Annotated in this window: 27 protein-coding genes, 2 pseudogenes and 1 riboswitch; of the genes and pseudogenes, 14 read left to right on the top strand and 15 right to left on the bottom strand. The window is 68.7% G+C overall.

Translation table 11 applies throughout. The features are described 5' to 3' along the window. Positions 1-98 precede the first annotated feature (98 nt). The 3 genes from ABZ910_RS04780 to ABZ910_RS04770 form a co-directional block, all read right to left on the bottom strand. Positions 99-1,130, bottom strand: coding sequence for an alanine racemase (locus tag ABZ910_RS04780; protein ID WP_361359258.1), 1,032 nt, complete (start codon positions 1,128-1,130; stop codon positions 99-101). 74 nt (positions 1,131-1,204) lie between these two features. After that, positions 1,205-2,326: a peptidoglycan bridge formation glycyltransferase FemX gene (gene femX, locus ABZ910_RS04775; RefSeq protein WP_361359255.1), complete on the bottom strand. Its 1,122-nt coding sequence runs from the start codon at positions 2,324-2,326 to the stop codon at positions 1,205-1,207. 113 nt (positions 2,327-2,439) lie between these two features. Continuing rightward, the gene (locus tag ABZ910_RS04770) at positions 2,440-2,757 is read right to left on the bottom strand and encodes a hypothetical protein (RefSeq protein ID WP_361359252.1); all 318 of its coding nucleotides are present in this window, start codon (positions 2,755-2,757) and stop codon (positions 2,440-2,442) included. A 262-nt stretch (positions 2,758-3,019) separates the two neighbouring features. Here ABZ910_RS04770 and rpsF point away from each other — a divergent pair, with 262 nt between their 5' ends. From rpsF to rplI, 4 genes are all read left to right on the top strand, one after another. Continuing rightward, the gene (gene rpsF, locus ABZ910_RS04765; protein ID WP_009189556.1) at positions 3,020-3,310 is read left to right on the top strand and encodes a 30S ribosomal protein S6; all 291 of its coding nucleotides are present in this window, start codon (positions 3,020-3,022) and stop codon (positions 3,308-3,310) included. A gap of 73 nt (positions 3,311-3,383) precedes the next feature. Beyond that, positions 3,384-3,974 (top strand): single-stranded DNA-binding protein, encoded by a 591-nt coding sequence (locus ABZ910_RS04760; RefSeq protein WP_361359249.1) that lies wholly within the window; start codon positions 3,384-3,386, stop codon positions 3,972-3,974. Positions 3,975-4,056: 82 nt separating this feature from the next. Then, the gene (rpsR, locus tag ABZ910_RS04755) at positions 4,057-4,293 is read left to right on the top strand and encodes a 30S ribosomal protein S18 (protein WP_003949403.1); all 237 of its coding nucleotides are present in this window, start codon (positions 4,057-4,059) and stop codon (positions 4,291-4,293) included. 18 nt (positions 4,294-4,311) lie between these two features. After that, positions 4,312-4,758 (top strand): 50S ribosomal protein L9, encoded by a 447-nt coding sequence (gene rplI, locus ABZ910_RS04750; protein WP_361359246.1) that lies wholly within the window; start codon positions 4,312-4,314, stop codon positions 4,756-4,758. A gap of 175 nt (positions 4,759-4,933) precedes the next feature. On the opposite strand, the gene ABZ910_RS04745 is transcribed toward rplI, so the two are convergent. Further along, entirely contained in the window at positions 4,934-6,271 is a 1,338-nt protein-coding gene (locus ABZ910_RS04745) for an MATE family efflux transporter (RefSeq protein WP_361359243.1), read from the bottom strand. Between the two features lie 460 nt (positions 6,272-6,731). On the opposite strand from ABZ910_RS04745, the gene dnaB reads away from it, so the two are divergent. Both dnaB and ABZ910_RS04735 read left to right on the top strand, forming a co-directional pair. Beyond that, a complete protein-coding gene (dnaB, locus tag ABZ910_RS04740) occupies positions 6,732-8,210 on the top strand; it encodes a replicative DNA helicase (protein ID WP_361359240.1) in 1,479 nt (492 codons plus the stop codon). Between the two features lie 108 nt (positions 8,211-8,318). Further along, positions 8,319-9,704, top strand: coding sequence for a serine hydrolase domain-containing protein (locus ABZ910_RS04735; protein WP_361359237.1), 1,386 nt, complete (start codon positions 8,319-8,321; stop codon positions 9,702-9,704). Positions 9,705-9,773: 69 nt separating this feature from the next. Here ABZ910_RS04735 and ABZ910_RS04730 read toward each other — a convergent pair whose 3' ends face one another. Together ABZ910_RS04730 and ABZ910_RS04725 are read right to left on the bottom strand one after the other, a co-directional pair. Next, on the bottom strand, positions 9,774-10,226 hold the full coding sequence (locus tag ABZ910_RS04730) for a GNAT family N-acetyltransferase (RefSeq protein ID WP_361359235.1): 453 nt from the start codon (positions 10,224-10,226) through the stop codon (positions 9,774-9,776). A 9-nt stretch (positions 10,227-10,235) separates the two neighbouring features. Then, positions 10,236-10,415 (bottom strand): annotated as a pseudogene (locus tag ABZ910_RS04725) (MarR family transcriptional regulator); the annotation flags it as partial. A gap of 203 nt (positions 10,416-10,618) precedes the next feature. Here ABZ910_RS04725 and ABZ910_RS04720 point away from each other — a divergent pair. Further along, positions 10,619-11,040 (top strand): annotated as a pseudogene (locus tag ABZ910_RS04720) (heme-binding protein). A 79-nt stretch (positions 11,041-11,119) separates the two neighbouring features. On the opposite strand, the gene ABZ910_RS04715 reads toward ABZ910_RS04720, so the two are convergent. Further along, a complete protein-coding gene (locus tag ABZ910_RS04715) occupies positions 11,120-11,983 on the bottom strand; it encodes a GNAT family N-acetyltransferase (RefSeq protein WP_361359232.1) in 864 nt (287 codons plus the stop codon). 694 nt (positions 11,984-12,677) lie between these two features. Between ABZ910_RS04715 and ABZ910_RS04710 the strand changes: the two genes are divergently transcribed. Then, a complete protein-coding gene (locus tag ABZ910_RS04710; protein WP_361359229.1) occupies positions 12,678-14,051 on the top strand; it encodes a globin domain-containing protein in 1,374 nt (457 codons plus the stop codon). A 3-nt stretch (positions 14,052-14,054) separates the two neighbouring features. Here ABZ910_RS04710 and ABZ910_RS04705 read toward each other — a convergent pair whose 3' ends face one another. The 5 genes from ABZ910_RS04705 to ABZ910_RS04685 form a co-directional block, all read right to left on the bottom strand. Further along, the gene (locus tag ABZ910_RS04705) at positions 14,055-14,537 is read right to left on the bottom strand and encodes an NUDIX hydrolase (RefSeq protein ID WP_361359226.1); all 483 of its coding nucleotides are present in this window, start codon (positions 14,535-14,537) and stop codon (positions 14,055-14,057) included. A gap of 85 nt (positions 14,538-14,622) precedes the next feature. Next, the gene (locus ABZ910_RS04700; RefSeq protein WP_361359223.1) at positions 14,623-15,528 is read right to left on the bottom strand and encodes a LysR family transcriptional regulator; all 906 of its coding nucleotides are present in this window, start codon (positions 15,526-15,528) and stop codon (positions 14,623-14,625) included. A gap of 222 nt (positions 15,529-15,750) precedes the next feature. Continuing rightward, positions 15,751-16,896 carry a cystathionine gamma-lyase gene (locus ABZ910_RS04695; protein ID WP_361359221.1) on the bottom strand — a complete coding sequence of 382 codons (1,146 nt, stop codon included), beginning with the start codon at positions 16,894-16,896 and terminating at the stop codon, positions 15,751-15,753. Beyond that, positions 16,893-17,384, bottom strand: a complete 492-nt coding sequence (locus ABZ910_RS04690) for a low molecular weight protein-tyrosine-phosphatase (protein ID WP_361359218.1) — start codon at positions 17,382-17,384, stop codon at positions 16,893-16,895. Before ABZ910_RS04690 ends, ABZ910_RS04695 begins: the two co-directional genes overlap by 4 nt. 6 nt (positions 17,385-17,390) lie before the next feature. Then, on the bottom strand, positions 17,391-17,771 hold the full coding sequence (locus tag ABZ910_RS04685; RefSeq protein ID WP_361359215.1) for a phage holin family protein: 381 nt from the start codon (positions 17,769-17,771) through the stop codon (positions 17,391-17,393). Between the two features lie 60 nt (positions 17,772-17,831). Between ABZ910_RS04685 and ABZ910_RS04680 the strand changes: the two genes are divergently transcribed. From ABZ910_RS04680 to ABZ910_RS04665, 4 genes are all read left to right on the top strand, one after another. After that, entirely contained in the window at positions 17,832-18,149 is a 318-nt protein-coding gene (locus ABZ910_RS04680) for a cupin domain-containing protein (RefSeq protein WP_361359212.1), read from the top strand. A gap of 177 nt (positions 18,150-18,326) precedes the next feature. Further along, positions 18,327-18,539 carry a DUF5326 family protein gene (locus ABZ910_RS04675; RefSeq protein WP_361359210.1) on the top strand — a complete coding sequence of 71 codons (213 nt, stop codon included), beginning with the start codon at positions 18,327-18,329 and terminating at the stop codon, positions 18,537-18,539. 196 nt (positions 18,540-18,735) lie between these two features. After that, on the top strand, positions 18,736-19,593 hold the full coding sequence (locus ABZ910_RS04670; protein WP_361359207.1) for an IclR family transcriptional regulator C-terminal domain-containing protein: 858 nt from the start codon (positions 18,736-18,738) through the stop codon (positions 19,591-19,593). Between the two features lie 99 nt (positions 19,594-19,692). Further along, positions 19,693-20,130 carry an SsgA family sporulation/cell division regulator gene (locus ABZ910_RS04665; RefSeq protein ID WP_361359204.1) on the top strand — a complete coding sequence of 146 codons (438 nt, stop codon included), beginning with the start codon at positions 19,693-19,695 and terminating at the stop codon, positions 20,128-20,130. 99 nt (positions 20,131-20,229) lie between these two features. On the opposite strand, the gene ABZ910_RS04660 is transcribed toward ABZ910_RS04665, so the two are convergent. Next, positions 20,230-21,720 carry a YibE/F family protein gene (locus ABZ910_RS04660; protein ID WP_361359201.1) on the bottom strand — a complete coding sequence of 497 codons (1,491 nt, stop codon included), beginning with the start codon at positions 21,718-21,720 and terminating at the stop codon, positions 20,230-20,232. 71 nt (positions 21,721-21,791) lie between these two features. Then, positions 21,792-21,970, top strand: a riboswitch (TPP riboswitch). Here ABZ910_RS04660 and thiC point away from each other — a divergent pair. Both thiC and ABZ910_RS04650 read left to right on the top strand, forming a co-directional pair. Next, on the top strand, positions 21,963-23,765 hold the full coding sequence (thiC, locus tag ABZ910_RS04655) for a phosphomethylpyrimidine synthase ThiC (RefSeq protein ID WP_361359198.1): 1,803 nt from the start codon (positions 21,963-21,965) through the stop codon (positions 23,763-23,765). Its footprint overlaps the riboswitch before it by 8 nt. Before the next feature lie 103 nt (positions 23,766-23,868). Next, on the top strand, positions 23,869-24,186 hold the full coding sequence (locus tag ABZ910_RS04650) for a hypothetical protein (RefSeq protein WP_361359195.1): 318 nt from the start codon (positions 23,869-23,871) through the stop codon (positions 24,184-24,186). A 40-nt stretch (positions 24,187-24,226) separates the two neighbouring features. On the opposite strand, the gene ABZ910_RS04645 is transcribed toward ABZ910_RS04650, so the two are convergent. Together ABZ910_RS04645 and ABZ910_RS04640 are read right to left on the bottom strand one after the other, a co-directional pair. After that, the gene (locus ABZ910_RS04645; protein ID WP_361359192.1) at positions 24,227-25,093 is read right to left on the bottom strand and encodes a hypothetical protein; all 867 of its coding nucleotides are present in this window, start codon (positions 25,091-25,093) and stop codon (positions 24,227-24,229) included. 183 nt (positions 25,094-25,276) lie between these two features. Continuing rightward, complete coding sequence (locus tag ABZ910_RS04640) at positions 25,277-26,350, bottom strand: metallophosphoesterase (RefSeq protein ID WP_361359189.1); 1,074 nt, start codon at positions 26,348-26,350, stop codon at positions 25,277-25,279. Positions 26,351-26,729 lie beyond the last annotated feature (379 nt).

Here is a 26,729-nt window from a genome sequence, read left to right as displayed (position 1 = left end):
CGAACGGTGCTCGGGTGCCCGCCACGGAGCGCCCGCAGGCCAAGGAAAAGGCCGTACACGGGAGTCCGTGTACGGCCTTTCTGCGGCTCAGGGGCTTCTCAGCGGTCCACTGCCCGGTCGAACTGGGTGGTGGTGTGGCGCAGATGGGCCACCAGCTCCTCGCCGACCTTCGGCTCGGGTGCGTCCGACGGCACGAAAAGGATCGAGACCTGCATGTGCGGCGGCTCCGCGAACCAGCGCTGCTTGCCGCCCCAGACGAACGGGGAAAGGTTCCGGTTGACCGTGGCCAGGCCGGCCCGTGCGACGCCCTTGGCGCGCGGCATGACGCCGTGCAGCGCCTTCGGGGCCTCCAGACCCACCCCGTGCGACGTTCCGCCCGCCACGACCACCAGGTAGCCGTCGGACGCGGCCTTCTGCTGGCGGTAGCCGAAGCGGTCGCCCTTGGCGACGCGCGTGACGTCCAGGACCGCGCCGCGGTACTCGGTCGCGTCGTGGTCCCCCAGCCACAGCCGGGTGCCGATGCGGGCGCGGAAGCGGGTCTGCGGGAACTGCTGCTGGAGACGGGCGAGTTCGTCGGCCTTGAGGTGGCTGACGAACAGCGTGTGCAGGGGCAGACGGGCCGCGCGCAGCCGGTCCATCCAGCCGATGACCTCCTCGACGGCGTCGGAGCCGTCGGTGCGGTCCAGCGGCAGGTGGATGGCGAAGCCCTCGAGCCGGACGTTCTCTATGGCGGCGTGCAGCTGCGGCAGATCCTGCTCGCTGATGCCGTGCCGCTTCATCGAGGACATCACCTCGATGACCACACGGGCGCCGACGAGGCCGTACACGCCGTCGATGGACGACACGGACCGGATGACCCGGTCGGGCAGCGGCACCGGCTCCTCGCCGCGCCGGTACGGCGTCAGAACCAGCAGGTCACCGCCGAACCAGTCCTTGATCCGGGCGGCCTCGTAGGTCGTGCCGACGGCGAGGATGTCCGAGCCCAGCCGGGTGGCCTCCTCGGCCAGCCGTTCGTGCCCGAAGCCGTAGCCGTTGCCCTTGCAGACCGGGACGAGTCCCGGGAACTGCTCCTGCATCTGCTTGTGGTGCGCCCGCCAGCGCGCGGTGTCGACGTAAAGCGTGAGCGCCATGGCCGGACCCGGAACCTTTCTCGTGGCTGCGGTGTATCAGAGGTATGGATGCTATGGAATCAAACAGCCCGGGCTCAGCGGCGCGACATGTAGAGGTCGAGCGCCTTGTGGAGCAGCTTGTTGAGCGGGAAGTCCCACTCACCGAGGTACTCGGCGGCCTCTCCGCCGGTTCCCACCTTGAACTGGATCAGGCCGAAGAGGTGGTCGGTCTCGTCCAGGGAATCGGAGATGCCGCGCAGGTCGTAGACGGTGGCGCCGAGCGCGTAGGAATCGCGCAGCATCCGCCACTGCATCGCGTTCGAGGGCCGGACCTCGCGGCCGATGTTGTCGGAGGCGCCGTAGGAGTACCAGACGTGCCCGCCGACGATCAGCATCGTCGCCGCCGACAGGTTCACACCGTTGTGCCGGGCGAAGTACAGCCGCATGCGGTTGGGGTCCTCGCTGTTGAGGGCCGTCCACATGCGCTGGAAGTACGACAGCGGGCGGGGCCGGAAGTGGTCGCGCACCGCGGTGATCTCGTACAGCCGCTGCCATTCCTCGAGGTCCTCGTAGCCACCCTGGACGACCTCGACGCCGGCCTTCTCGGCCTTCTTGATGTTGCGTCGCCACAGCTGGTTGAAGTTCTTGTGCACCTCTTCCAGCGAGCGGTTCGCGAGCGGCACCTGGAAGACGTACCGGGGCTGGACGTCGCCGAAGCCGGCGCCGCCGTCCTCGCCCTGCTGCCAGCCCATACGACGCAGCTTGTCGGCCACCTCGAAGGCGCGCGGCTCGATGAAGTCGGCCTCGATGTCGCGCAGCCGCTTGACGTCCGGGTCCTGGATGCCCTGCTTGATGGAGGTGGCGTTCCAGCGCCGGATGATCACCGGGGGGCCCATCTTCACGGAGAAGGCGCCCTGCTGCTTGAGGTGCGCCAGCATCGGCTGCAGCCAGTCGTCGAGGTTCGGCGCGAACCAGTTGATGACCGGGCCCTCGGGGAGATAGGCGAGGTAGCGCTTGAGCTTGGGCAGCTGGCGGTAGAGCACCAGACCCGCGCCGACGAGTTCGCCGGTGCGCTCGTCGAACCAGCCGAGGCTCTCGGAGCGCCATTCCGCCTTGACGTCTGCCCATGCGGGGACCTGCATGTGGCTCGCCGACGGCAGGCTCTGGATATATGCCAGATGCTGCTCGCGGCTGATGGTCCTCAGGGTCAGGCTCATTCGGGGCGCTCCTCGGGCTGGTGTGTCCCCATGGGTACAGGGGCTCCGGCTCTCGCGCCGAAGCCTACTGCGCCTGACGAGCGCCCCGACTGGGCATACGGCACCTTCGTGGTTCAGCTGCCGATGATCCCGCCGAAGAGGCCGCCGTGTGACATGGCGAGGTAGAACCCGACGCCGGCGGCACCGAGACCCAGGATCAGACCGAAGCGCTCGCGCGTGGTGACCGAGACCCACTGTCCGTAAGCGCCCGTGATGATGCCCACCAGGCCGGTCCAGGAGCTGAGCAGGTGCAGGCCGTCGAAGAACCCCGTGATGAGGGACGTCAGCCCGAGCACCAGCGTCACCGCGAGCAGGGCGTCCGGGAGCGGATGGGGTCTGCCGTCCGTGGCCAAGAGGGATCCGGCGGTGTTGGGTCGCAATGCCTGTGTCATGGGCACCTCCTGCGGAAAGCGGCGCATCGTAGCGCCGCGCACACCCGATGTGTACAGATTGGCGGTCCGCCCGACTGGATTTCAACCGGAAGCCAGTGGGCGGGTAGTCTGTAACGTCTGCATTGGTGTCTGCCCATGCCATGAATCGGGAACCCCCGCGGAACCCCGATTGTCAGTGGTGGCCGATACCGTTGCGCACGCATAACAACCCTCCTGCCACGGAACGACCGTGGCCGCTGAGTCCAAAGGAGGTGGGTTCCACATGCGTCACTACGAGGTGATGGTCATCCTCGACCCCGATCTCGAGGAGCGCTCTGTCTCCCCGCTGATCGAGAACTTCCTGTCTGTCGTCCGTGACGGCGGCGGCAAGGTTGAGAAGGTCGACACCTGGGGCCGTCGTCGTCTCGCGTACGAGATCAAGAAGAAGCCCGAGGGCATCTACTCGGTCATCGACCTGCAGGCCGAGCCTGCGGTCGTCAAGGAGCTCGACCGCCAGATGAACCTGAACGAGTCGGTCCTCCGGACCAAGGTCCTCCGCCCCGAGACCCACTGAGCCTCCGGCTCAGCTGATCTCGGGATTCGAGTAGCAAGCAAGCAGCCAGAGCAATCCCGCCGAGAGGTTCCCCATGGCAGGCGAGACCGTCATCACGGTCATCGGCAATCTTGTCGATGACCCCGAGCTGCGCTTCACCCCGTCCGGTGCGGCTGTCGCGAAGTTCCGCGTCGCGTCCACTCCCCGCACCTTCGACCGTCAGACGAACGAGTGGAAGGACGGCGAGAGCCTGTTCCTGACCTGCTCGGTCTGGCGTCAGGCGGCGGAGAACGTCGCCGAGTCGCTCCAGCGAGGCATGCGCGTCGTCGTGCAGGGCCGGCTGAAGCAGCGGTCCTATGAGGACCGTGAGGGCGTCAAGCGCACGGTCTACGAGCTGGACGTCGAGGAAGTCGGCCCCAGCCTGCGCAACGCCACGGCCAAGGTCACCAAGACGTCCGGCCGCGGTGGCCAGGGCGGTTACGGTGGCGGTGGCGGCAACCAGGGTGGCGGCAACCAGGGTGGCGGCGGCTGGGGCGGTGGCCCCAGCGGCGGTCAGCAGGGCGGCGGCGCTCAGGCCGACGACCCGTGGGCGACCGGAGCTCCCTCCGGTGGCAACCAGGGTGGCGGCGGCTGGGGCGGTGGCTCCGGCGGCAGCGGCGGCTACTCGGACGAGCCCCCCTTCTAGGTCTCGGTGCCGGGCCCTTAGGGGCCGACCGGATCAGGGGCGGGTCGTTACCCAAACTTCTTGATCACACAGGAGAAACACCATGGCGAAGCCGCCTGTGCGCAAGCCGAAGAAGAAGGTCTGCGCTTTCTGCAAGGACAAGGTCACGTACGTGGACTACAAGGACACGAACATGCTGCGGAAGTTCATTTCCGACCGCGGCAAGATCCGTGCCCGCCGCGTGACCGGCAACTGCACGCAGCACCAGCGTGACGTCGCCACGGCCGTGAAGAACAGCCGTGAGATGGCGCTGCTGCCCTACACGTCCACCGCGCGCTAAGGGAAGGGTGACCGACACATGAAGATCATCCTCACCCACGAGGTCTCTGGCCTCGGTGCCGCCGGCGACGTCGTCGACGTCAAGGACGGTTACGCTCGCAACTACCTGATCCCGCGGAAGTTCGCTATCCGCTGGACCAAGGGTGGCGAGCAGGACGTGGCGCAGATCCGCCGCGCCCGCAAGATCCACGAGATCCAGACCATCGAGCAGGCCAACGCTGTGAAGGCCCAGCTCGAGGGTGTCAAGGTCCGCCTGGCCGTTCGCTCCGGCGACGCCGGTCGTCTCTTCGGTTCCGTCACCCCGGCCGACATCGCTTCCGCGATCAAGGCTTCCGGTGGCCCCGAGGTCGACAAGCGCCGCATCGAGCTCGGTGCGCCGATCAAGACGCTGGGCGCCCACGAGACGTCCGTGCGTCTGCACCCCGAGGTTGCCGCCAAGGTCAACATCGAGGTCATCGCGGCCTGATCGCCGTGTTCGGCTTGAACAGCTGACAGAAGGGCCGTACCCCGAACGGGTACGGCCCTTCTGCGTGGTCGGAGCGGGCAACGGTTTCACGTGAAACATGGACAGCTGGCGCTGTTTCACGTGAAACGGTCAGCCGATCGTGGCGGCGGCCCGGGTCGGCGGGGCGCCCACGCGGTCAGCGGGTCGCGCCGGTGACGATCCAGCGTCCGGAACGGGTGCGCAGCCAGAGGGTCAGCATCCGGACCGTCATCATCAGCGTCATCGCGGCCCAGAGCGCGGTGAGGCCGCCACCGAGTGCGGGCACGAGCAGTGCCGCCGGGACGAAGGCGGCAAGGGTGACCACCATGGCCCAGGCCAGGTACGGCCCATCGCCTGCTCCCATCAGGACGCCGTCCAGGACGAAGACGACGCCGCAGATCGGCTGGGAGAGCGCCACGATGATCAGCGCGGGCAGTGCGGTGTCCGTGACCGCGGGGTCGCTGGTGAACAGCGGCAGGAAGAGCGGTCGGGCGGCCACCACGAGCAGTCCGAGTCCGGCGCCGATCGCGATGCCCCACTGGACCATGCGGCGGCATGCCTCGCGGGCCCCCTGTGCGTTGTCCGCGCCGAGGTAGCGCCCGATGATGGCCTGTCCCGCGATCGCGATGGCGTCGAGCGCGAAGGCCAGAAGGCTCCACAGGGACAGGATGATCTGGTGGGCGGCGATGTCCGCGTCGCCGAGGCGAGCGGCGATGGCCGTGGCGATCATGAGGATCGCTCGTAGCGAGAGCGTACGGACGAGCAAGGGGACGCCCGCCTGACCGGAGGCCCGTATCCCCGCCGCGTCGGGACGCAGGGACGCCCCGTGCTTGCGGGCGCCCCGGACGACCACAGTGAGATAGATCGCCGCCATGCCGCACTGGGCGATGACGGTTCCCCAGGCGGAGCCGGCGATGCCGAGTCCGGCTCCGTAGACGAGTCCGGCGTTGAGGGCGGCGTTGGCGACGAAGCCCGCCACGGCGACGTACAGCGGAGTCCTGGTGTCCTGGAGTCCGCGCAGTACCCCGGTTGCGGCGAGCACGATCAGCATGGCCGGTATGCCGAGGGAAGAGATCCGCAGATAGTCGATGGCATACGGGGCTGCCGTGTGCGAGGCGCCGAACAGGTCGACGAGCGCGGGCGCCAGGGGCAGTACGACAGCGATGACGGCGGCTCCGAGCAGCAGTGCCAGCCAGATGCCGTCCATGCCCTGGCGGATGGCCGACTGCAGATCGCCCGCTCCGACGCGTCGGGCGACGGCGGCCGTGGTGGCGTAGGCGAGGAAGACGAAGACGCTCACGGCGGTTGTCAGGAGAGCCGAGGCCACGCCGAGTCCGGCGAGCTGGGCCGTGCCGAGGTGGCCGACGATCGCGCTGTCCGCCATCACGAACAGGGGCTCTGCGACGAGTGCGCCAAAGGCCGGAAGGGCCAGCGCGACGATCTCTCGATCGTGGCGTCGGCGGGCGGCTTTGGGGGTCGCGAGAGCCTGAGGCATGGGGGCTAATGTAATCGTCCACAGGTAAGAGATGCAAATGGTCTACGCCCCTTACTTTGCAGCTCGCGGCGCACGCTGTCGCGCACCGTTCGAAGTGATCTTGACTCGGTTGGGGAAGTTTTTCTTCTGCACAGCCGGTGGACGGGAAACACGCAGGTCAGAGGGCCTCCCCTGGTGAGGGCGAGGGCTTGTTCACAGTGCTGTCCACCGGGTCGTGCACAGGTTTTGCCAGGTTCTCCACAGTATCCGGGCCGTCGTCCACAGGGCCTGTGGATAACCAGATTGGCTGACGGTGCCGAGAGCCCTACCGTTGTCCGGCGCCCGCTCTTCGCGCCGACCTCGGGAACGTCATAAAACCGACGCGTCAGAACCGGAGTTGGGCATCTCAATTGTCGGTGCCGTGCCGTAGAAAAGATGGGGCATGGCGAGGTCCGCCCGGCGGACGGGAGGAGGTGGCTCGGTGAGCATTTCCGAGCCCTTGGACGACCCGTGGGCCGACAGCGGACCCGCTGATCGTCTGCCTGCCTCCCGCCGACGCGACGATGGCGGCCGCGGCCGTGCCGAGCAGCACGATCGAGGCCGGGAACACGGCGAGTGGGACGGCGGAGGGTCCTCCTTCGAGAGGGTGCCGCCGCAGGACCTGGACGCCGAGCAGTCCGTACTGGGCGGCATGCTGCTGTCCAAGGACGCCATCGCCGACGTGGTCGAGGTCCTCAAGGGCCACGACTTCTACAAGCCCGCGCACGAGACGATCTACCAGGCGATCCTCGACGTCTACGCGAAGGGCGAGCCGGCCGACCCGATCACGATCGCCGCCGAGCTCACCAAGCGCGGCGAGATCAACAAGGTCGGCGGGGCGTCGTATCTGCACACCCTCGTCCAGACCGTGCCGACGGCGGCGAACGCCGAGTACTACGCGGAGATCGTCCACGAGCGGGCCGTCCTGCGCCGCCTGGTGGAAGCCGGTACGCGCATCACGCAGATGGGATACGCGGCCGACGGCGACGTCGACGAGATCGTCAACAGCGCGCAGGCCGAGATCTACGCCGTCACCGAGCAGCGCACCAGCGAGGACTACCTGCCGCTGGGCGACATCATGGAGGGCGCTCTCGACGAGATCGAGGCGATCGGCTCGCGCAGCGGCGAGATGACGGGCGTGCCCACCGGGTTCACGGACTTCGACTCGCTGACGAACGGTCTGCATCCGGGCCAGATGATCGTCATCGCGGCACGTCCGGCCATGGGTAAGTCGACGCTGGCGCTGGACTTCGCGCGCGCCGCCTCGATCAAGCACAACCTGCCGAGCGTCGTCTTCTCCCTGGAGATGGGCCGCAACGAGATCGCGATGCGTCTGCTGTCCGCCGAAGCCCGCGTCGCCCTGCACCACATGCGCTCCGGCACGATGACCGACGAGGACTGGACGAGGCTGGCCCGCCGGATGCCGGACGTCTCGGCCGCCCCGCTCTACATCGACGACTCCCCGAACCTGTCGATGATGGAGATCCGGGCCAAGTGCCGTCGCCTGAAGCAGCGCAACGACCTCAAGCTGGTCGTCATCGACTATCTCCAGCTGATGCAGTCCGGCGGTTCGAAGCGTGCCGAGAGCCGTCAACAGGAGGTCTCGGACATGTCCCGTAACCTCAAGCTGCTCGCCAAGGAGCTGGAGATCCCGGTCATCGCGCTCTCCCAGCTGAACCGTGGTCCCGAACAGCGCACCGACAAGAAGCCGATGGTCTCCGACCTGCGTGAGTCGGGCTCCATCGAGCAGGACGCCGACATGGTCATCCTGCTGCACCGCGAGGACGCGTACGAGAAGGAGTCTCCTCGCGCGGGCGAGGCCGACCTGATCGTCGCCAAGCACCGAAACGGTCCGACAGCGACCATCACCGTCGCCTTCCAGGGCCACTACTCGCGCTTCGTGGACATGGCGCAGACCTGACCGGTCCGCGGGAGGACGCGGCCGGCAGGCGGACCTGACGACGTGCCCGGCGATGTGTCCCGGGAAAATGAACTCGACGCATGCCGCCTCGCCGGATGGACTTGGGGCATGACGACATCTCCGGAAGAGCTGCTTCCCAGTACAGAGCGTGCGTTGCTGCACCGGATCGCCGTCGCGCAGGCCGAGGGGCGGGTGCCGTCCCTGGTGGCGGCGGTGGTGCGGGGCGGCCGGACTGTGTGGCACGGGGCACGGACCTCGGTGGACGGGTCTGCGCCCGACGAGAACGTGCAGTACAGGATCGGATCGATCACCAAGACGTTCACCGCGGTCCTTGTGCTGCGACTGCGCGACGAGGGCGTGCTCGACCTCGACGACCCGCTGGAGAAGTATCTGCCCGGCACCGGGGCGGGGGAGGCCACCATCGCCGAACTGCTCGCGCACACCAGCGGGTTGGCCGCCGAGTCGCCCGCACCCTGGTGGGAGCGGACCCCGGGTTCGTTGCGGCCCGAGCTGAGCGACGTCCTCGGCGAGAGTCCCCTTCTGCATCCCGCCGGCCGCCGGCACCACTACTCGAATCCCGGCTACACGCTGCTCGGTGCGCTGGTGGAGGAGTTGCGCGGCGCTCCTTGGGAGGAGGTGCTGCGGCGTGAGGTGCTGGAGCCGCTGGGGCTGCACCGCACGAGCGCTCAGCCGCAGGCGCCGCATGCCGACGGCTGGGCCGTGCATCCCTGGGCCGACGCGTTGCTGCCCGAGCCTCTGGAGGATCTCGACCGCATGGCGCCTGCCGGGCAACTCTGGTCCACCACGGGCGACCTGGCGCGTTTCGCTGTCTTTCTGGCTCACGGCGACGACCGCGTGCTGAGTGCAGAATCGACGCGGGAGATGCGGACCCCGGCGGCACCGGCCGAGGCGGCCGACGTCGCGGACGGTTCCGCGTACGGCCTCGGTCTGCAGATCCAGCACCGCCACGGCCGGCTTCTCGTGGGGCACTCCGGCTCGCTCCCGGGTTTCCTGGCCGGCCTTGCGATCAGCGTCGCGGACGACGTGGCCGCCGTGGTGCTGGTCAACGCCACCTCCGGCCCGATGGTGTCCGTGGTGGCCGCCGATCTCGTCCGTATCGTCGCCGAGGCCGAGCCGAGGATGCCCGAACCGTGGCGCCCGCTGGGTGAAGTCGAGCCATCCGTGCTGGAGTTGGCGGGGCCGTGGTACTGGGGAACGCATGCCTTCGCGCTGCGGGTGAGGGCCGATGGCCTCCTGTCGCTGGGTCCGCTGTCCGGCCCCGGTCGCCGTGCACGCTTCCGGGACAACGGTGACGGCACCTGGACCGGCCTGGAGGGCTATTACGCCGGAGAGCTTCTACGGCCCGTACGGCGCCCGGACCGTTCCCTGAGTCACCTGGACCTCGGATCGTTCGTGTTCACGCGACAGCCGTACGACGAAGAGGCTCCGGTGCCGGGCGGAGTGGACCCGGACGGCTGGCGCGGGATCGAGTAGTACAGCGCCGCTGTCTCGGTGATCCGGATGGATGGGCCTGTTTCACGTGAAACAGGCCCATTCGGGCTTTCAGAGCTGAAGCTTGAAGCCCACGTGCGAGGCCTTGAAGCCGAGCCGCTCGTAGAAACGGTGGGCGTCAGTGCGCGATGTGTCGGAGGTCAGCTGTACCAACTGGCAGCCCTGACGCCGGGATTCATCGATGGCCCACTCGATGAGCTGGGTGCCCAGGCCGCTGCCTCGCTCGTCGGCGTGGATGCGTACGGCTTCGATGATCGACCTGGTGGCGCCGCGCCTCGAAAGCCCCGGGATGATCGTGAGCTGGAGGGTGCCGACCACCCGGCCCTCGCGTACGGCTACGACCAGCCGCTGGTTCGGGTCGGCGCTCAGCCTCTTCAACGCGGTCAGATACGGCGCCAGGTCGTCCGGTGATTCCCGCTGTGCGCCCAGCGGGTCGTCGGCGAGCATGCCGACGATGGCGGGGATGTCGTCGGCGACGGTGGCGCGTATTTCAAGATCTCCCATGTCCGCACTCTAGGCGGGCACGTTCAGCGACTCCACGACGCGTACCAGCGGGGCCAGTTCGGGATTCATGGCCGCTTCGTCGAGTGCCTCGCGCAGAGCGGCGTCATTGGTCGGCCGCGCTTCTTCGAGCAGCTTCAGCCCCGCCTCGGTGACGTTCGTGTAGATGCCGCGACGGTCGGTGGGACACAGGTCTGGTCCTCGCCCTCGTCTCAGCGGCCCTGAAGCGCCGGAACAGCGCCTCCAGCGTCGTGGTGGCGGCCGGTGCGCCCGCCGAGCAGCGCTCGCCGGTCCACCACTGAGCCGTCCGCACCCGAGGCCTCCCGGCCCTGCGGCCGCAGTCGGTGGCCGCCTCCCTCCGTCATCCCCCTCAGCAACACTCAAGGAGCAGTTCCATGAGCACGACCACCGTCGCCCCGTTCACCACCCAGGACGCCGAGATCCTCGTTACGGAGGCTCGTCCGGCGGCCGACGCCGCGGGGTCACCGTCAGCGTCACCGTCCTGGACGCCGGCGGGCACCTGCTCGCCTTCCGGCGGGACGACCGGGCCGTGCTGATCTCCGGCGAGACCAGCACCCGCAAGGCCTACACGGCGCTTCAGCTGAACGCGCCCACCGCCGACCTCGTCGACGCGGTCCAGCCCGGTGGCCTCTTCCATACGCTGCCCACCGCGCTCGACCGGCCGCTGCTGTTGTTCATCGCGGGCGGTATCCCCGTCCACCGCGACGGCCGTCTGATCGGCTCGATCGGTGTGGGCGGCGGTGCGCCGGAGCAGGACCACGGCTTCGCCCTCGCCGCTGTGGAGGCGCTCGCCTGATCCCGCACATCGACTGCGACAACGCCGGTTCCACCGTGGAGTGGAACCGGCGTTGCCGTATGAAGGCCGCTCGGCCCGTTCAGGCCGCCACGGTCAGCGGCGCGAACCGACGGGTCCAGTCCCCGGGCGGCTCCGGGATGCCGTGCGTCATGACGGCACTGGAGGCCACGGGCGCCAGCCCTCGGTCGTTCGCCCACGCCAGCAGATTCTCGTGGCGTACGTCGATATCGGTGCGCAGCGGACGGGTGGTGTGCGCGGCGAGTGAGGTGAGGAGGGCCTGCGCCGTCTCCGTGTCGTGAGCGATCAGGGGGCCGACGACCTGGGTGTCCGTGTTCGGCCAGGTGGCCGCGTACCCGGTGATCCGGCCGTCGTCCTCGGCGACGTGCAACCGGTCGGCGAAGGCGGGTAGCCGGGTGATCAGGTGCGTCCGGTCGGCACCGAACACCTCCTCGTCGAGCCGGAGAATCGCGATGAGGTCCTCCGCGGTGGCCGCGCGCGTCGCCACCCGGGGCTCACGCCCCTCCGGTGTGAAGTGCCCCTGCAGCATCTCTGCCCGGCCGGTGGCCTTGAAGCCGAGCTGTTCATACAGCGGGCGGCCGTACGGTGTCGCATGCAGGGCCAGCGGTGTGCTTCCCATCGCTGAGACGACGTGGCGCATCAGCCGCCGCCCGATGCCCTGACGGGCATGGCGCTCGGCGACCAGGACCATGCCGATGGCGCCGAGATCCGGACGGTCGTAAGGTCCGTACGTCGTGACGACGCACGCCGCGACGAGTCCGCCGTGGGGATCGTCGATGCCGTAACCCTGGCCCGCTGTGAGGAGGAAACCCCATTTGTGTTCCTCGCGTGGCCACCCCCGATCCTCTGACAAGTCGGCGCAGGCGGCGAGATCGCGAGGCGACAGACGGCGGATGGGTAGAGCGGCGAGGAAAGGAGTCGGCACGCAGGTCAGGCTGTCCGACCGGTACCCCTGGCGTCCACCCGTTTCATGGTGGACGCATGTGCTTTTGGCCATGTCAGAGCCACCGCACAGCGCGCGACCGGCCGCTACGGGTTTCACGTGAAACACTGCCGAACGGAGGGCTGTCTGTCGGCTCACCAGGGAGCAGTGAACCGGTTTCATTAACCTCGCGGCTCATGACGAGACTTCATCTCTTCGATCTTGTCGGCGATTTGCTCCATGGAATGTTCAGCTCTTCGAGGATTTCTCGGCGACTTGACCGGGAAGCCGAGACGGTGATGGCCGGACGGGATCATTGGGGCGCCTATGAATTGATAGGGCGCGCCGACCGGTTGAAGGAATTGACTGTCCACCCTGTCCCGTTTCGTGGGGGAGCAAGGGGGGGACTTGTATGCGCGGTGGCGCCCGGTATGGTCGACTCCGGTTCACATCCGGGATGCGGTGCAGACATCCCGGGCGGGCCGAGAGCAGGGCAATGCAGCCCAACGGGACGGAAAGATCAAAGACCCGCATTCTCGGTTTCCCGGCTGGGCATCCGCTTGCGAGGGGATGCTGTGATGGCCTCATTGGCCACTTGGCCGGATCGGGATAAGCAATCCGCCCCCGGGGGAAGCAGGAAACTTCCGATCAAGGAAGCGCGCACACCGACCAAAAGAAGTTCGAGGCGAGGCATACGATGGACGCTCCGGCCACCATGTCGGGGGACAACGGCACGTCCGGCGGGGGAAGCTGGTTCGCGCCGCGCAGCGCGCCACCGGAGGGGGAGCAGGAGAGGATCGCAGGGCACAGCCTCGCGCCCACCGACGCGCACGCCACGTCGCCCGGTGCACGGACTCCTGGTCAGCGTGCGGCCACCCCGCCCGACGCAAGGGCCATCGAGCACACGGTGCCGGCCCAGCGCTCACCTCTTGTTGCCAGGTCCGTCACCGAGAAGGCGTCCCCGGACGCCATCCTCATCCGGCGCACCATGGCCGAGGTCGCTCCCGTGGCCGACGAGGTCACCTCGTACTTCTACGCGCTTCTCTTCGTCCGCCACCCCGACCTGAGGCCGCTGTTTCCGGTCGCGATGGATACCCAGCGGGACCGGCTGCTCAAGGCGCTGCTGACCGCGTGCGAGCATGTCGACAACACCCCGGTCCTCGTCGACTACCTGCAAAACCTCGGCCGCGGCCACCGCAAGTACGGCACGCGTCCCGAGCACTACCCGGCCGTCGGCGAGTGCCTCATCGGCGCGCTGAGCACGTACGCGTCCGGCATCTGGAACGCCGAGATGGAGGCGGCCTGGGTCCGGACGTACACGACCATCTCCCAGGTCATGATCGACTCGGCGGCCGCGGACGAACTGCGCTCTCCGGCCTGGTGGCACGCGGAGGTCGTCACCCACGACCTCAGGACGCCGGACGTCGCGGTCCTCACCGTACGGCCCGATCAGCCGTATCCCTTCCTCGCCGGGCAGTACACGAGTGTGGAGACCTCCTGGTGGCCGCGGGTCTGGCGGCACTACTCCTTCGCCTCCGCGCCCCGCTCGGACGGACTGCTGACGTTCCACGTGAAGGCCGTCCCCGCGGGGTGGGTGTCGAATGCCCTGGTGCACCGCGCCCGCCCGGGCGACATCATCCGGCTCGGCCCGCCGACCGGCTCCATGACCGTCGATCACAGCACCAACAGCGGGCTGCTCTGCCTCGGCGGCGGCACCGGCATAGCGCCCATCAAGGCGCTGGTCGAGGACGTGGCCGAGCGCGGCGAACGCCGCCCCGTCGAGGTGTTCTACGGCGCCCGTACCGACTACGACCTGTACGACCTCGACACGATGCTCCGGCTCCAGGAGAGCCATCCCTGGCTCTCGGTCCGGCCGATCGTGGACCAGCAGGGGCGCCTTCATCTCCCCGACGCGGTACGCGAGTACGGCCCGTGGAACCGGTATGACGCCTATCTCTCGGGTCCGCCCGGAATGATCCGCAGCGGGATCGACACGCTGCGGGGCATCGGCATCCCGTCGGAACGCATACGGCACGACTCGGTCGAGGAACTCGTCGTCATCGGGAACTGACCGTCAGCCGAGGTCGGGGGCGTGCATGGCGCGTACGCCCTCGATGTTGCCGTCCAGATAGTGCCGCAGGGACAGGGGCACGAGATGGACGGAGGCGATGCCGACCCGAGTGAAGGCGACGCGCACGATCTCGTACTCGCCGATGGGCTCGTCCACTTCGGGGCCATGCCGCAGAGCCGGGTCCATGGACTCCAGCCGGCAGACGAAGAAGTGCTGCACCTTGACGCCCGTAGCGCCGCCGTCCTCACCGATGTGCTCCACGGTGTCCACGAAGCAGGGCACCACATCGCTGATCTTGGCGCCGAGCTCTTCGTACACCTCGCGGTGCAGGGCATCGACGACGGTCGTGTCTTCCGGTTCGACCCCGCCACCAGGAGTGACCCAGTAGGGATCGATACCGGGCTTGGTGCGCTTGATGAGGATCAGGTCGTCGCCGTCCAGGAGGACGGCACGTGCGGTGCGCTTGACCACGGGTCGGACGGTCATGGAGGGAATGTGGCCCGGTTGGTTCCACGTGAAACATCGCAAAGAGCCATGGGTCGACCGCACGATGTGACGCCGCCAGGCCCGCTCAGTCCCAGTCCGTGGCCGCCCGCTGGAGCCATTCGTGTGCTCGGGCAATGTGGGGCATGGCGAGGGTGCCGGTACGGACCACGAGGAAGTACGTGCGCAGCGGCGGTACCGCGGGGTCGTGCAGCGCGACCACGTCGCCACGCTCGAGCACCGGAGCGCACAGGTAGCGGGGCAGCACCGCGAGGCCGGCGCCCACCGTCGCACACGCCAGGACGGCGCGCAGGTCGGGAACGATGACCGTGCCCGAGGCGGCCGGGCGGGAGTCGAAGACGGAGGCCCAGTAGCGGGAGACAAAGGGCAGCGACTCGTGGACCTCGACGACGGGCAGATTCTCCAGGGCGGGGGCGCCCTTGCGATGGAGCACACCGGGGGCGATCTCCTCGGCCCACCGGGGAGCGGCGACCAGTACATGCTCTTCGTCGCAGAGCGGAGTCGCGGTGAGCAGGGCCCCGCGTGGACGCGCCGTGCTGATGGCCAGATCGTGGTGTCCGGCGGCCAGCCCTTCCAGGGTCTCCTCGGCATTCCCGAAGGATGTGCGCAGTGCAAAGCCCTGGCCGTCGTCGCCGGTGAGTTCCGTGAGTGCGGGAAGCGCGCGTTCGGCCGTGAATTCGGGCGGACCGGCGAGATGCAGGGTGCGTAACGAGGACTCGTCGTCGAGACCTGTCTCGGCTATTTCCACGAGGGCGTCGAGATGTGGCGCCGCTTTGTGGGCGAGTTCGTCGCCGGTGGTCGTAGGAGTCACTCCACGGGCCTGTCGCAGGAACAGCGGGCGGCCCAACTGCCTCTCCAGCGTGCGGATCTGTGAGGTGACGGCCGGCTGCGAGAGGCCGAGCAGTGCGGCGGCGCGAGTGAAGGAGCCGGCCCGGTGCACGGTCACGAACGTGCGCAGCAAGGCCAAATCCATGGCACGGCCCCTTTCCCTGCCCTTCTCCGGCCCCGGGCAGGGCCCAACTATAAATAAGTCGATAGGTCTCTGTCGCTACCGTGATTGGACACTGACGCAGAGTCAACTAGCCTTGGTCGCGCGGTTCTTCGCGCGCAGAACCGCGGCGGTCCGAGCCACGAGGGGGGAGGCTCGGACCGTCCGTTGTGCACAGCCGGCCCGTGAGCCGGCGTCTGCATCCGGTCAGCCCGCCGACTCGTCCAGTGCCCGGAGCACGTCCGCGATGAGGTCCTCGGCGTCCTCGGCGCCGACGGACAGCCGAATGAAGCCCTCCGACACCGCGTCCCCGCCCCAGCGGCGGCGCCGCTCGGCCGTGGAGCGCACCCCGCCGAAGCTCGTCGCGTCCTCCACCAGTCGCAGCGCCTCGAGAAAACGCTCGGCACGCGCGCGTGTGGGCAGCGTGAAGGAGACCACGGACCCGTAGCGCCGCATCTGCTGCGAGGCGATCTTGTGCGAGGGGTCGTCAGACAGTCCCGGATAACGCAGCCCGGTCACCTCGGGCCGCTCCCGCAGAGCCTCGGCGACGGCGAGGGCGGTGACGTTCTGCCGGTCCACGCGCAGCTGGAGCGTGGCGAGGGAACGGTGGGCGAGCCATGCCTCCATGGGCCCGGAGATCGCCCCGACGGTCTTGCGCCAGCGGCGCACGGCGGCCATCGCCTCGCCGTCGCGCCCCACGACGTACCCCAGGAGAACGTCCCCGTGCCCGGTGAGCTGCTTGGTGCCGCTCGCCACGGCGAAGTCGGCGCCCAGATCCAGCGGCCGCTGCCCGAGCGGCGTCGCAAGCGTGTTGTCGACGGCGACCAGAGCGCCACGCGCGCGTGCCGCCTCGGCAAGCCGCCGGATGTCGCACACGTCGAGTCCGGGGTTCGACGGGGACTCGATCCACAGCAGCTTCGCCCCGTCGAGGACGTCGAGCTGCGCGTCGCTGCCGGTCGGCGCGGTACGCACCTCGATGCCGTACGCCTCCAGCTGCTCGCGTACCAGGGCCAGGGCCTGGTAGCCGTCGGAGGGCAGGACGACCGCGTCTCCGGACTGCAGCTGCGAAAACAGCACGGCGGAGATGGCGGCCATGCCGGAGGAGAACACCAGCGTCTCGACGTCGTCGCCGGGCGCCTCCAGCTCGCCGATGGCGCGCTCCAGCAGGGTCCAGGTCGGATTGTCGTCCCGGCCGTAGGCGTACGGTCCCGTCACCTCGCCCGGCAGGTGGAAATGAGCGGCGAAGACCGGACCGGGCAGGGTCGGTTCGTGCTTGACGGGTTCGGGCAGTCCGGCGCGCACCGCGCGCGTGCCCTCACCGAAACGGCCGTCGTCCCTCGCGGAATGGTTCATGCTGCCTGTCCTTCCACCTGCTCGCGTACCTCGGCGAGCAGTCCGGTGCTCGCCGCCTCCACCATGTCAAGGCACTCCCAGAAGCCGTCCAGCTCCCCGTAGTACGGGTCCGGCACGTCGAGGTCGTCGCCGGCGGCGGGGTCGTACGACCGCAGCAGCCGTACCTTCCGCGCGTCCTCCTCCGTGGGCGCGAGGCGACGCAGCGCCTTGAGGTGGCCGGTGTCGAGGGCGATCACGAGGTCGAGGCGCGAGAACCAGGACGCCTGGAACTGGCGGGCGGTGTGGTCGCTGCCGTAGCCCTGTTCCCGGAGGACGGACGCGGCGCGCGGGTCGGCGCCGTCGCCCTCGTGCCAGCCGCCGGTGCCGGCACTGCCCACCTCGACGAGGTCCTCAAGGTCTGCCTCGGCCACGCGGGCGCGGAAGACGGATGCGGCCATCGGGGAGCGGCAGATGTTGCCGGTGCAGACGAAGCACACGCGGTAGGTCATCGGGGATCAGTCCTTGCCGTCGGGCAGGACGACGTCGAGCGCCCAGGAGATGATCGAGATGATCAGGCCGCCCAGGACGGCGGTCCAGAAGCCGTCCACGTGGAATCCCACGCCGATCTGGCCGCACACCCACGAGGTCAGCAGCAGCATCAGGGCGTTGACCACCAGGGTGATCAGGCCGAGCGTCAGGACGAACAGCGGGAGCGTCAGGAGTTTCACGATCGGCTTGACCAGGAAGTTCACCAGGCCGAAGACCAGAGCGACGAGGATCAGCGTGAGGGCCTTCGCGCCCGTGCTGTCACCGGTCAGGGTGATCTTGTCGAGCAGCCATACGGCGACCGCCAGGGCCCCGGCGTTGGCCACCGTCTTGACTACGAAATTCTTCATGTGTCTGATCGTGGCAGACGAGATCGGCGACGGGCAGTGGGGCAGGGGCGGACAAGAGCGATGAAGGCATTCCGGCTGGACGAACTGGAGGCGGAGCGCGCCGCCAACGAGGGGGCCTACCTGCAGTTTCTGCGGGAGCGGAACATGTCGGTCGGCCTCTACGCCCTCGACGCCGGCGAGCACGACCCCCAGAAACCGCACACCCAGGACGAGGTGTACTTCGTGGTGAGCGGCCGCGCCTCGATCACGGTCGGTCTGGAGACCACGCAGGTGGCGCGCGGCAGCGTGGTGTACGTGCCGGCCGGGGTGGCCCACAAGTTCCACCACATCAGCGAGGACCTGAGGGTCATGGTGGTCTTCTCTCCCCCGGAGGCCTGACCTCGCCCCCGGGATTCCCTAGGGGAACGGTCAGGGAAGGACAAGGGATGCGGCACCCACACGAAGACCCCGCGCGGCCCTAGCATCGACAGTGAGACATCGAGACCGCGAGTGCCGGACCTCGACAGCGCGACAGAACGCGATCGAGACCGCACGAGACCGCAAAGGACGAGGGCAATGCGAGAGATCTTCGCTGGACTGCCGTGGTGGGTGAAGTGGATCGCGGTGCCGGTCATCGCCCTGGTCGTGTTCGGCGGCCTGATAGCTACGGTGGTCGGGTTTGTGATCGCCCTGCTCTTCAAGGCACTGATCTTCGTGGCGCTGGTCGGCGGACTGATCTACGTGGTGCGGAAGTTCACGTCGAGTTCTTCGTCGCGCGGCGACTGGTGAGGACCGTGGGACACCGGTGACGGGATAACAGGAATCACCGGTTCCCTCGGTCGGGGGAAGTTTTCCGAGCAGGGCGTCCGCGAGCGGGGGCGGCGGTTAGAGTCCGGAGTTCGACGCGGGGACCAGCCCCGCGGGCGGCGTACCCCCCACCCGTGTTCCTCGCACGGGCCGCCCCCTCGTGCTTCGGGAGTACCCCTTGGCCACGGTTGACTCCGGCCCCGTTGAATCGCACGCACCCCTCGTCCAGCAGCGGTCCGCCACCCCACCCGTCCAGCGGCCGCGCTCCACGGTGGTACCGCAGCAGCCGTCGGCCACCCTCATCGGATCCGTGCAGCGTGCGATGCGCCTGCTGGAATCGGTCGCCGGGCACCCGCACGGAGCCCCGGCCAAACAACTGGCCCGCGAGACACGCCTCGCGCTCCCCACGGCGTACCACCTCCTGCGCACCCTGGCGCACGAGGGCTATCTACGACGGGACAAGGGGCTGTTCTTCCTCGGTGAGGCGGCTGAGCGGCTGGGGAGCAGCGGAGCCCAGCAGAAACGTCGCAGCACGGTGGTGGAAACGCTCGCGCACTGGCGCGATTCCATCGGCGTGCCGGTGTACTACGCGGTGTACCGCGACGGCGAGATCGAGGTCATGTGCGTGTCCGACACCCCGGGCAATCCGGCGGTCGAGGAGTGGGCCGACTTCCGTGAGACCGGGCACGCGCACGCGATCGGCCAGTGTCTGCTGTCCCAGCTGGACGAGCAGACCCGCCGGGACCACCTCGACCGCTACCCCGTGCAGTCCATCACCCCGTACACCGTGCGCGACAGCCACAGTCTGCTGCGGCGGCTGGAGCGGATGCGGCGGATGGAACCGGTGACGGAGCGCCAGGAGTACGCGCTGGGGACGGTCTGCGCGGCGATCCCGATCACGGTCGGCACCACGGCGGCCACGATGGCCATTTCGCTGCCCACCCACCAGGCCGACCGGCTGATGCCCGCGGCTCAGCAGCTGCAGAGCGAGATCGGGCGACTGATCGGGTCACTCGCGCTCTCTATCAGTATCTGAAAACTCACTCCTTGTGATCTGGTGTGCACGTTCAGCAAGATGCCACCAGTGTCAGAGGGGTCATTCCCGGCCAGTCGGTGTCATATGACGGGGTAGGCGATGCGCGAGTCCGTACAGGCAGAGGTCATGATGAGCTTTCTCGTGTCAGAGGAGCTCTCCTTCCGCATCCCGGTGGAGCTGCGGTACCAGACCTGTGATCCCTATGCCGTACGACTGACCTTCCATCTACCCGGGGACGCGCCCGTGACCTGGGCTTTCGGGCGCGAGCTGCTGATCGACGGGGTGGGCCGGCCGTGCGGGGACGGCGATGTGCACATCGCGCCCACGAATCCCGAGGTGCTGGGCGAGGTGCTGATCCGGCTTCAAGTGGGCGGTGATCAGGCGGTGTTCCGGTCTTCCGCGCCACCGCTGGTGGCCTTCCTCGACCGTACGGACAAGCTGGTGCCGCTGGGGCAGGAGGGAACGCTGGCGGACTTCGACGCTCACCTCGAGGAAGCCCTGGACCGCATCCTGGCCGAGGAACAGAGCGCGGGCTGAAGCGTTACGGCACCCGAGGCGTGGCGCTCGGCTGCGTTGACCATCTTTGCAGAAACGCTTCTGCTCGCCCGGTTCGGCGGCCCCGCCCCGGCTGGAGCGTCAGCGCTTGCGGCGCCGGCCCCGCCCGCCGTGTGCCGCCGCCAGCGGGGCTGCCGGAGGCGCCGCCGTCTGCTGCCCCGGCCGGTCGGCCGACACCACCAGGGCCGCGAGGGCGGTGGTGACCGGTACCGAGGCGACCAGGCCGATCGAGCCGACCAGCGTGCGCACGATCTCCTCGGCCACCAACTCGCTGTTGGCGACCGTCCCCACGCTGCTCTGCGCGATGGAGAAGAGCAGCAGCAGCGGCAGTGCGGCACCGGCGTAGGCGAGGACGAGCGTGTTGACGACCGAGGCGATGTGGTCGCGGCCGATGCGGATGCCGGCCCGGTACAGCCCGCGCCAGCCCATCGTCGGGTTGGCCTCGTGCAGCTCCCAGACGGCGGACGTCTGCGTCACCGTCACGTCGTCCAGGACACCCAGCGAACCGATGATGACGCCGGCCAGCAGCAGGCCGCTCATGTCTATCGACGGGTACAGGCCGTGGATCAGGCCGGTGCTGTCGTCCGTGTTGCCGGTGAGCGCGGCCCAGCCGATGAACTCCGAGCCGAGGGCGCCGATCAGCGACAGGGAGACGAGCGTGCCCAGCACTGCCACCGACGTACGTGCCGACAGGCCGTGGCACATGTAGAGGGCGATCAGCATGATGGCGCTCGACCCGACGACCGCCACGACCAACGGGTTCGAGCCCTGGAGGATCGCGGGGAGGATGAACAGGGTCAGCACCAGGAAGCTGACGGCCAGCGCGACCAGCGCCATGACACCGCGCATCCGGCCCACCACCACGACGGCGAGCGCGAAGATCCCGGCGAGCAGCGCCATCGGGAACTGCCGGTTCACATCGGTGACCGAGTACTGCAGGTCCTTCGGCGCCGAAGGCTCGTACGCGACCACGACCTTCTCGTCCTGGTGCAACTGCCGTGTCTGATCAGGCTGCACGAGCTCCGTGAACGTACGGCCCTTGTCGTTGCCGGTGTCGACGCGGACCGTGGCCTTCTTGCAGCTGCCCTTCGCCTGCTGCGGTGCGGAGGTGCCCTCGGCGGTAGAGGGGTCGCCGGCCGGGGCGCCTCCCGAGGCGTTCACCGATCCGCAACTCACCTCCACGACCTTGGTGACCGTCGCCTGCTGCGTCTGCCGGTCGAAGCCGACGCCGGTGCGCTTGTGCGGGGGTGCTCCACCGGGCCAGAGCACCACGAGACCCACCACGACCGCCGCCGTGAACGGGATCAGGACGGCCGCGATCACCTTGCGCAGATGCTTGGAGACGGGCGCGGCGGGGCCATGGCTGTGACTGTGCGAGTGGCCGTGCCCGTGGCCGCCATCGACGCCATGGCCGTGCTCCTGGCCGTGTCCGCCGCTGAAATCCGGTCCCTGATGGCCGTGTTCACCACCGTGCCGGCGGACCTGTCCACCACCATGTGCGCCGCCGCGGCGGGCGTCGTGTCCGCGCGGCGGCTCGGGCGGCGGGTACGGAGGCTGCTGCGTCGTGGTCACCGACCGATCATCGCAAGAACGACAGGGGCCCACTGGTCACCGCGCCCGAATTGACGCTAGCGTGGAGTCACCTTTGCACACGCGGGAGCTCGGAGCACCGGGCTGAGAGGGCGCTGACCTCCGTATTCGCGATGTTTCACGTGGAACGAACGGCGTTCCACACGGAACCAGCGACGAACGGAAACCGCTGCGTCGACCGCTGAACCTGTTACCGGGTAATGCCGGCGTAGGGAGTAGGTCTCATGACCAACAAGGACGCACGCACGCCTGCCTCCGCTCAGGGTGAACAGCCACAGGAGGCCGGGAAGTCCATCGGCTGGCACAAGGGGTACGTCGAGGGCTCACGGCCCGACGTGCGCGTGCCGGTCCGTCAGGTGCACCTCACCAACGGGCAGTCGGTCACGCTGTACGACACCTCCGGCCCGTACACCGATCCACTCGTCGACACCGATGTCCGCAGGGGCCTGTCGCCGCTGCGGGAGAACTGGATCGTTGCCCGCGGCGACACCGAGGAGTACGCGGGCCGCCCCGTCCGGCCCGAGGACGACGGCATCAAGCACACCTCGCCGCGTGGCGGACTGCGCAACCTCGACGCGGTCTTCCCCGGGGGGCCGCGCCAGCCGCGCCGCAGCCGCGACGGCAGCGCGGTCACGCAGCTCGCGTACGCCCGCCGGGGCGAGATCACGCCCGAGATGGAGTACGTGGCCGTCCGGGAGAACGTCTCCCCGGAGGTCGTTCGCGAGGAGATCGCGGCGGGACGGGCCGTGCTGCCCGCCAACGTCAATCACCCCGAGATCGAGCCGATGATCATCGGTAAGCGATTCCTGGTGAAGGTCAACGCCAACATCGGCAACTCGGCGGTGACGTCCTCCATCGAGGAGGAGGTCGAGAAGATGACCTGGGCGACCCGCTGGGGCGCCGACACGGTCATGGACCTGTCCACCGGCCGCAACATCCACACCACCCGCGAGTGGGTGCTGCGCAACTCCCCCGTCCCCATCGGCACGGTGCCGCTCTATCAGGCCCTGGAGAAGGTCGACGGCAGGGCCGAGGAACTGACCTGGGAGATCTACAAGGACACGGTCGTCGAGCAGGCCGAGCAGGGCGTGGACTACATGACGGTCCACGCGGGCGTACGCCTGCCGTACGTGCCGCTCACCGCGAACCGCAAGACCGGCATCGTCTCGCGCGGCGGCTCGATCATGGCGGCGTGGTGCCTCGCCCACCACAAGGAGTCGTTCCTGTACGAGAACTTCGAGGAGCTCTGCGAGATCCTCGCCGCCTACGACGTCACCTACTCGCTGGGCGACGGTCTGCGGCCGGGGTCGATCGCGGACGCCAACGACGAGGCGCAGTTCGCGGAGTTGCGCACACTCGGGGAACTCAACGCGATCGCCAAGCGTTTTCACGTACAGACCATGATCGAGGGCCCGGGACACGTCCCGATGCACAAGATCAAGGAGAACATCGACCTGCAACAGGAGATCTGCGATGAGGCTCCGTTCTATACCCTCGGCCCGCTGACGACGGACGTCGCGCCGGCGTACGACCACATCACCTCCGGCATCGGTGCCGCGATGATCGCCTGGTGGGGCACGGCCATGCTCTGCTACGTCACGCCCAAGGAGCACTTGGGCCTGCCCAACCGTGACGACGTCAAGACCGGCGTCATCACCTACAAGATCGCCGCCCACGCAGCCGACCTCGCGAAGGGGCACCCAGGTGCGCAGGAGTGGGACGACGCGCTGTCCGACGCGCGGTTCGAGTTCCGGTGGGAGGACCAGTTCAACCTCGCCCTGGACCCGGACACGGCACGGGAGTTCCACGACGAGACCCTGCCGGCCGAGCCCGCCAAGACGGCTCACTTCTGCTCCATGTGCGGACCGAAGTTCTGCAGCATGAAGATCAGCCACAGCATCACGGAGCGGTTCGGCGGTGCGGCGGCTGACGCGGCGTCTTCCGAGGAGGTCGCCGAGGGGATGCTGCGGAAGTCGAAGGAGTTCGCGGCCGGCGGGAACCGGGTGTATCTCCCGATCGCTGACTGAGGCACCTCCACGGGCGGTCCACGCTCCCCACTGGCCCCACGCCACGACCGGGGCGCGGACCGCACCGCACCTGTGGACCCGTGCCGGTTGTTAGTGTCCGGGCATGGCGCGTCTGAAGATCGAGGTGTCCGTCCCGGAGAGTCATGCGGAGAGAGTGATCGACGCTCTCCACGCGGCCGGCGCAGGCCGGGTGGGTGAGTACGCCCGGTGTGCCAGTGTCTGGCGCGTCACCGGCACCTGGCTGTCGCTGCCCGGCTCCCATCCCTATGACGGCGAAGTCGGCGCGGTACAGCACGGCAAGGAGTGCAGGATCGAATCGGTCTGTCACGAGGAACAGGCTCGTGCGGTCCAGGAGGCAGTCCTCAAGGTTCATCCCTACGAGGAAGCGGTCATCCACTTCGTGCCGTTGTACGAGCCATGAGCTGTCCGGAACGGTGCAACCGCGAGGGCGCTGATGCGGGCTAATCCGGCTGGTGTTCAGGGCCTCCGAAGTCCGGGCTCGAGTAGTCCGGGCTGCTGAAGCTCGGGCGCTGGCCCGCTGCGGTTCCGTCGTCGGGGCTGCTGAAGCCCGGACGGTCGTAGCCGAGGCGCGGCATGCGGCCGGCCGGTGCTGAAGGGGCCGTGCTGGGCAGTGCGGCGGTGCCGGGTTCGGTGAGGGCGGCCTGCAGGAAGGGCACGATGCCGTGCTCCAGCAGGGCCTCCCGCCAGGCCTCCCTGGCGCGGCTCACTTCCGCGTTCGCCTCGTCGTGCGGGCCGGGTTCGAGCGAGGGGCTGTTGCGCAGAGCGGTGAGCAGCAGCCCGACGGCGGCGACGAGGATTCCGACGACGGTGATGGCCCCGAAAGCCCAGCCCGCGGTGAGCATGGTTTGGGCGAACGCCGGCTGGGGGTCGAGCATCTTCAGGATGTAGCCGACGAGCAGGAAGATCGCCGCGGCCGTTCCGGCCAGGAAGGGAGCGAGCACCGCGACGACGGCTATGGCGCCCGCGCCGTTGGTCTCGGCGGCCTCGCCGAGGGCGGTGGCGATCGCCACCGCGCCAGGTGCCGACTCCTCGGAGCCCGGTTCGCGCGCGGACGACGGGGTGGACGACGCCGGATGGCGCAGTTGCTCGCGGACCTTCACATAGTGCTGGTACTCGGCCGCCGCGGCCGTCGTGATGAGTGCGGTGGCGTTGAGCGCCATGGTGCGCAGCTGTTCAGGGTTGAGCCGCTGTCCGACAGCGGCCAGTTCCGGACGATGTGGGGCGGAGCGCAGCGCCTCGTCGAGGATCCGCTCGTAGTCCTGGCGGTCCTCACTCAGCAGGTGCTGCGGAACGCTGTTCATGTGCATCCCCCGATGCTCCGTAGGGCTTGGGGCTCGCACGCCGACGAGCCCGTCGGGCAGAAACGGAGGGGAGCCTGCTACGGATAAGCCGATGGTAGAGCCGCGACGGCACGAGGTGACAGGGGGTTGCCGGAAATTGGGTGCCCGCCCGCACGCCTGCCGTCTGGGGGACGCCTGCCCGTTGAACGCTCAGATATCCAGGGGGAGTTGCTGAACCAACAGCTTTCCGGCCATGGTCACTCCGCCGTCCATCGCGATGGCGAGCCCGTCGGCGTAGACGTGCGGACCCTCGACGACCGGACCGGCGTCGTCCTCGCCGTCCTCGGAGCCGACTTCGCCCAGCAGATAGGGGATCGGGCTGTGACCGTGAACGATCCGGGTGCCGCCGTATGTATCGAGCAGGGAACGCACGGCGTCGGCGCCCTCGTCACGGAAGGAGAAGCGCTTGGTGAACTTGCGGAACAGGTCCCAGCATTCGTCCACGTCGTTGCGCGTGAGCGTCTCGCGGACCGTGTCGTTGACCGCCTCGATCGAGTCGCCGTAGTCGAGATAGACGGTGGTGTCGGAGTGGACGAGCAGGTAGCCGTCGACCTCCTCCAGGGCGTCCAGGCGGGCCATCCACTGCAGGTGGTGGTCCTGGAGGCGGTCCATGTCGGTCTTCTGGCCGCCGTTGAGCAGCCAGGCGGCCTGGAAGGTGGCGGTGCCCGCACCGGAGTGGACGGGGGCGTCGCGGAAGCGCTTGGCGCCGAGCAGCAGCAGCTCGTGGTTGCCCATGAGCGCCTTGCAGTAGCCGCCGGCCGCGGCGGCCTCGGCGGACAGCCGCATGACGAGGTCGATGACGCCGATGCCGTCCGGGCCGCGGTCGGTGAAGTCGCCGAGGAACCACAGCCGGGCGGTGCCCGCGCACCACTGGCTCTCCGAGTCGATCAGCCCCTTCTCCTGGAGCGCGGCGACCAGCTCGTCGAGATAGCCGTGGACGTCCCCGACGACGAACAGCGGGCCCGGACCGGTGTCGGACTGCGCAGCGGGGTCCGCGGCAGGCTCGGCGGCCGCCTGGACCGTGTCGCCGCGGTCGATGACGGGCAGGTCACGCTGCGTGGGCGTGTACTCCTCCGGGTAGCCCTCGTCGACGCGCGTCACGGTGTCGTCGGAGAGGGTGCTGTGGGCGTACGGACCGGCCTCGTGGACGTACGCGGGTACCCGAAAGTCGCGCAGCGTCGTCACCCGCTCCGCCTCAGGTCCCTGACCGGCCCCCTGAGTCATCAGACCCCTCCACCATCGCGCCGCATCTGCACCGCATCGGACTGCCTGGTCGCAGCGGCCCGCGGTGTCGTGGGCCCATCATAGGAATGCGGATCGCGCCATGTGATGACCCAGGGGTGGTGAATCAGCGCAGGACTCCGGTTCGGCGTGGCTTTCGCCCCGTTTGGGTAGGTTTTGCCTCAGCTGACGGCTGACTTGATGACCAACGGGAGCAGGCTTGGTGATCAACGGATGACCGGCCGGCGATCTTCTGGCGCTCTCCCGATGACCCCCGGACGCGCCGCCCTCCGGCCTCTGCCCGGCCCTCCGGCCCCGCCCCACTCGCCGATGTGCCCACCCATCGAGGCGCCACCCACCGACGTGCCCTCCCCCTCCGGTG

Origin of the sequence: Streptomyces sp. NPDC046805, assembly GCF_040645355.1 — a bacterium.
Lineage (GTDB): Bacteria > Actinomycetota > Actinomycetes > Streptomycetales > Streptomycetaceae > Streptomyces.
The sequence above is the reverse complement of the archived record's forward strand: the minus strand, read 5'-3'. Positions and strand labels throughout refer to the sequence as shown.

Excerpts from the sequence above, each read along its gene's own strand:
- ABZ910_RS04780 (WP_361359258.1), bottom strand. The coding sequence starts at position 1,130 with ATGGCGCTCACGCTTTACGTCGACACCGCGCGCTGGCGGGCGCACCAC.
- femX (WP_361359255.1), bottom strand. The coding sequence starts at position 2,326 with ATGAGCCTGACCCTGAGGACCATCAGCCGCGAGCAGCATCTGGCATAT.
- ABZ910_RS04770 (WP_361359252.1), bottom strand. The coding sequence starts at position 2,757 with ATGACACAGGCATTGCGACCCAACACCGCCGGATCCCTCTTGGCCACG.
- rpsF (WP_009189556.1), top strand. The coding sequence starts at position 3,020 with ATGCGTCACTACGAGGTGATGGTCATCCTCGACCCCGATCTCGAGGAG.
- ABZ910_RS04760 (WP_361359249.1), top strand. The coding sequence starts at position 3,384 with ATGGCAGGCGAGACCGTCATCACGGTCATCGGCAATCTTGTCGATGAC.
- rpsR (WP_003949403.1), top strand. The coding sequence starts at position 4,057 with ATGGCGAAGCCGCCTGTGCGCAAGCCGAAGAAGAAGGTCTGCGCTTTC.
- rplI (WP_361359246.1), top strand. The coding sequence starts at position 4,312 with ATGAAGATCATCCTCACCCACGAGGTCTCTGGCCTCGGTGCCGCCGGC.
- ABZ910_RS04745 (WP_361359243.1), bottom strand. The coding sequence starts at position 6,271 with ATGCCTCAGGCTCTCGCGACCCCCAAAGCCGCCCGCCGACGCCACGAT.
- ABZ910_RS04735 (WP_361359237.1), top strand. The coding sequence starts at position 8,319 with ATGACGACATCTCCGGAAGAGCTGCTTCCCAGTACAGAGCGTGCGTTG.
- ABZ910_RS04730 (WP_361359235.1), bottom strand. The coding sequence starts at position 10,226 with ATGGGAGATCTTGAAATACGCGCCACCGTCGCCGACGACATCCCCGCC.
- ABZ910_RS04710 (WP_361359229.1), top strand. The coding sequence starts at position 12,678 with ATGGACGCTCCGGCCACCATGTCGGGGGACAACGGCACGTCCGGCGGG.
- ABZ910_RS04705 (WP_361359226.1), bottom strand. The coding sequence starts at position 14,537 with ATGACCGTCCGACCCGTGGTCAAGCGCACCGCACGTGCCGTCCTCCTG.
- ABZ910_RS04700 (WP_361359223.1), bottom strand. The coding sequence starts at position 15,528 with ATGGATTTGGCCTTGCTGCGCACGTTCGTGACCGTGCACCGGGCCGGC.
- ABZ910_RS04695 (WP_361359221.1), bottom strand. The coding sequence starts at position 16,896 with ATGAACCATTCCGCGAGGGACGACGGCCGTTTCGGTGAGGGCACGCGC.
- ABZ910_RS04690 (WP_361359218.1), bottom strand. The coding sequence starts at position 17,384 with ATGACCTACCGCGTGTGCTTCGTCTGCACCGGCAACATCTGCCGCTCC.
- ABZ910_RS04685 (WP_361359215.1), bottom strand. The coding sequence starts at position 17,771 with ATGAAGAATTTCGTAGTCAAGACGGTGGCCAACGCCGGGGCCCTGGCG.
- ABZ910_RS04680 (WP_361359212.1), top strand. The coding sequence starts at position 17,832 with ATGAAGGCATTCCGGCTGGACGAACTGGAGGCGGAGCGCGCCGCCAAC.
- ABZ910_RS04675 (WP_361359210.1), top strand. The coding sequence starts at position 18,327 with ATGCGAGAGATCTTCGCTGGACTGCCGTGGTGGGTGAAGTGGATCGCG.
- ABZ910_RS04665 (WP_361359204.1), top strand. The coding sequence starts at position 19,693 with ATGCGCGAGTCCGTACAGGCAGAGGTCATGATGAGCTTTCTCGTGTCA.
- thiC (WP_361359198.1), top strand. The coding sequence starts at position 21,963 with ATGACCAACAAGGACGCACGCACGCCTGCCTCCGCTCAGGGTGAACAG.
- ABZ910_RS04650 (WP_361359195.1), top strand. The coding sequence starts at position 23,869 with ATGGCGCGTCTGAAGATCGAGGTGTCCGTCCCGGAGAGTCATGCGGAG.
- ABZ910_RS04645 (WP_361359192.1), bottom strand. The coding sequence starts at position 25,093 with ATGCACATGAACAGCGTTCCGCAGCACCTGCTGAGTGAGGACCGCCAG.
- ABZ910_RS04640 (WP_361359189.1), bottom strand. The coding sequence starts at position 26,350 with ATGACTCAGGGGGCCGGTCAGGGACCTGAGGCGGAGCGGGTGACGACG.